At 50.4% G+C, this 2,041-nt stretch carries 3 protein-coding genes and 1 pseudogene; all 4 read right to left on the bottom strand.

Features of this window, described 5'->3' with window-relative positions; genetic code table 11:
* Nucleotides 1-201: 201 nt before the first annotated feature.
* Entirely contained in the window at nucleotides 202-966 is a 765-nt protein-coding gene (locus N0B15_RS15450; protein WP_263020616.1) for a DUF7958 family protein, read from the bottom strand.
* 4 nt (nucleotides 967-970) lie between these two features.
* On the bottom strand, nucleotides 971-1,162 hold the full coding sequence (locus N0B15_RS18420; RefSeq protein ID WP_484549522.1) for a DUF7958 family protein: 192 nt from the start codon (nucleotides 1,160-1,162) through the stop codon (nucleotides 971-973).
* Nucleotides 1,163-1,251: 89 nt separating this feature from the next.
* Complete coding sequence (locus N0B15_RS15445; RefSeq protein WP_263020615.1) at nucleotides 1,252-1,614, bottom strand: hypothetical protein; 363 nt, start codon at nucleotides 1,612-1,614, stop codon at nucleotides 1,252-1,254.
* Nucleotides 1,604-1,936, bottom strand: a pseudogene (locus tag N0B15_RS15440) (DUF7958 family protein); the annotation flags it as partial. The gene N0B15_RS15445 and the pseudogene N0B15_RS15440, both read right to left, overlap by 11 nt.
* Nucleotides 1,937-2,041 lie beyond the last annotated feature (105 nt).

Genomic DNA, 2,041 nt, shown 5'->3' with positions numbered 1-2,041 from the left:
CGACGGGTTCCGAAGATGAATTATAATGCATAGGTTGAACGGTGACTACTCGCCAGTTTGATGACTATTTCGCAGCTCGACGAGTCAGTGAATTACGCTATTCTATCAGACACTTGGGAAATTTTGAGGACATCGATGGCCTCGTCGAGAACGACCCAGTTGAAGATGTGCTGAGGAGAGTGTCGTGCGTCTCGACTCGCGTTAGTACTCGTCACGTTCGAAGTTTCCTTTTGGTTTGCCGTATCCTTCGATGTCGTACTGTTTGGGCGGTGTTTCACCCATGTTCCGGTACACGTCTCTGATCTGGCAGATGAGGTTGTTAATCAGAAAGCCCCGGAAGTCCTCGGGGTAGACGAAGTCCTCGGGCACTTCTACGAACGGAGGCACCATCGGGGTGATCTGTGTGGTTCCCTCCGAACAGCTCGCTGGCGTCCCAGTCGTGTAAGTCTCCTCGATGTCCTCCTTCGAATAGTAGATGTACATGTCCGGTAGGACTTCGACAACTTCGTTCTCGTCGTTGATACAGAACCCCTTCATGATCAGGGCGATCCGAGGTTCCCCCTCGAATTCGACTCTGCCTTCGGTTATCCCGTACTCCTGTTTGGTTCGTTCTGGATTAATCAGCGCGTGGTAGTACTCTCGGAAGGCCTCGTCGAACTGGTTGAGCGGCATCTTCTCGAGGGCGTCGATCCCACGTCGCAACTGTCGTGGGTCCCAGTCGGAGAGTAGTATATCGAAATTGGTGTTTATATGTGCTTCAAAACGAGCTCGAGCAAAAGCTTGGTTCATAAGACGTTCTTGATCCTCAGTACGCTCCTCAGAGCTGTGTGGGTAGGCATTTTGTCCATGATAGTCGCTTGCCTCATCGTTATCAACTGGTATCTCGATAATGTGCTGATTCCCACGTGGATCTATAACCTCGACTCCAATGACACCATCTTCAATTCCAATTATTTTTGCTTTCATAATCTTATTTAATCGAATATTCAAAATTCTCAATTTTAGTGTCGTGAATGCCTACTCCGTCAACCTGATATTCTCTGGGTGGCTGACTGGCTTGCATATAGTAGAGGTCGCGAATCTGGCATTTGAGCTGGTGAACGATAAGATCTCGGAAGACATGATCACAGGCGAATGGGTGTGTGGGTGGTGAAATCGTCACGTACACGTCGGGCTCACGCTCGAGGCTAACCGGTGTGTGAACGAGGTCCTGATCCTCGAAGTAGAACGTCACGGGATCAGACTGGTCAATCAGTTCCTCGTTCGCATATCCAGATGGAGGTACAAGGCGGTGAACTCCACCTTGTGTACTGGAGGATCTCGAATTGCTTCGAGAAAGTCCATGAAGTGCTCCATGATGGCTGATTGGTCCAGGCTCTCGAGAACATCGATGGCCTCGTCGAGAACCACCCAGTCGAAGATGGGGCTGAGGAGTTCTGCATCAGTTTCGTGATGCCCGACATTGCGTGCGCGAAACCGAACGCGCTCGAATATTTTCGCAGGCTGGAGATCGGTCTGATCCTCCGCTGTAAATCGTTCTTGAACGTGACCAATGAGTTCACCATCCCAGTCAAACAGCAGGTGATGGGGATAGACACGGAACTCAGAACTCATCTGGGTCGAAATTACCGGCAGGCTTTCCAAATCCTTCGAGATCAACGTTTGCAGGCGGCTCCTCGCCCATATTTCGGTAGATATCACGGATTTGGCAGACCAAATTATTGATTACTGAGGCGCGAAAGTCCTCTGGATAGTTGAAATCGTCAGAAATACTCACGAACGGCGGCAGCATCACTGTAAGTTGTGTCGTCGCATCCGAACAGCTAGCCGATGTCCCCGCGGTGTACGTCTGTTCGGTTTGGTCATTCGTGTAGTAAATATACATATCAGGTAACACGTTCACGACTTCGTTCTGATCGTCGATACAGAACCCTTTGGCCGTGTTTAGACGTTCGAAATGGGGCGTCTCAGGCCCGAATACGTCATCGGTGGATTACCAGCCACCGCCAAATCATAGGCCCATCCGGAGTCTAATGCCCAG

It is taken from the genome of Natronobiforma cellulositropha (assembly GCF_025629245.1).
Lineage (GTDB): Archaea > Halobacteriota > Halobacteria > Halobacteriales > Natrialbaceae > Natronobiforma > Natronobiforma cellulositropha.
The sequence above is the reverse complement of the archived record's forward strand: the minus strand, read 5'-3'. Positions and strand labels throughout refer to the sequence as shown.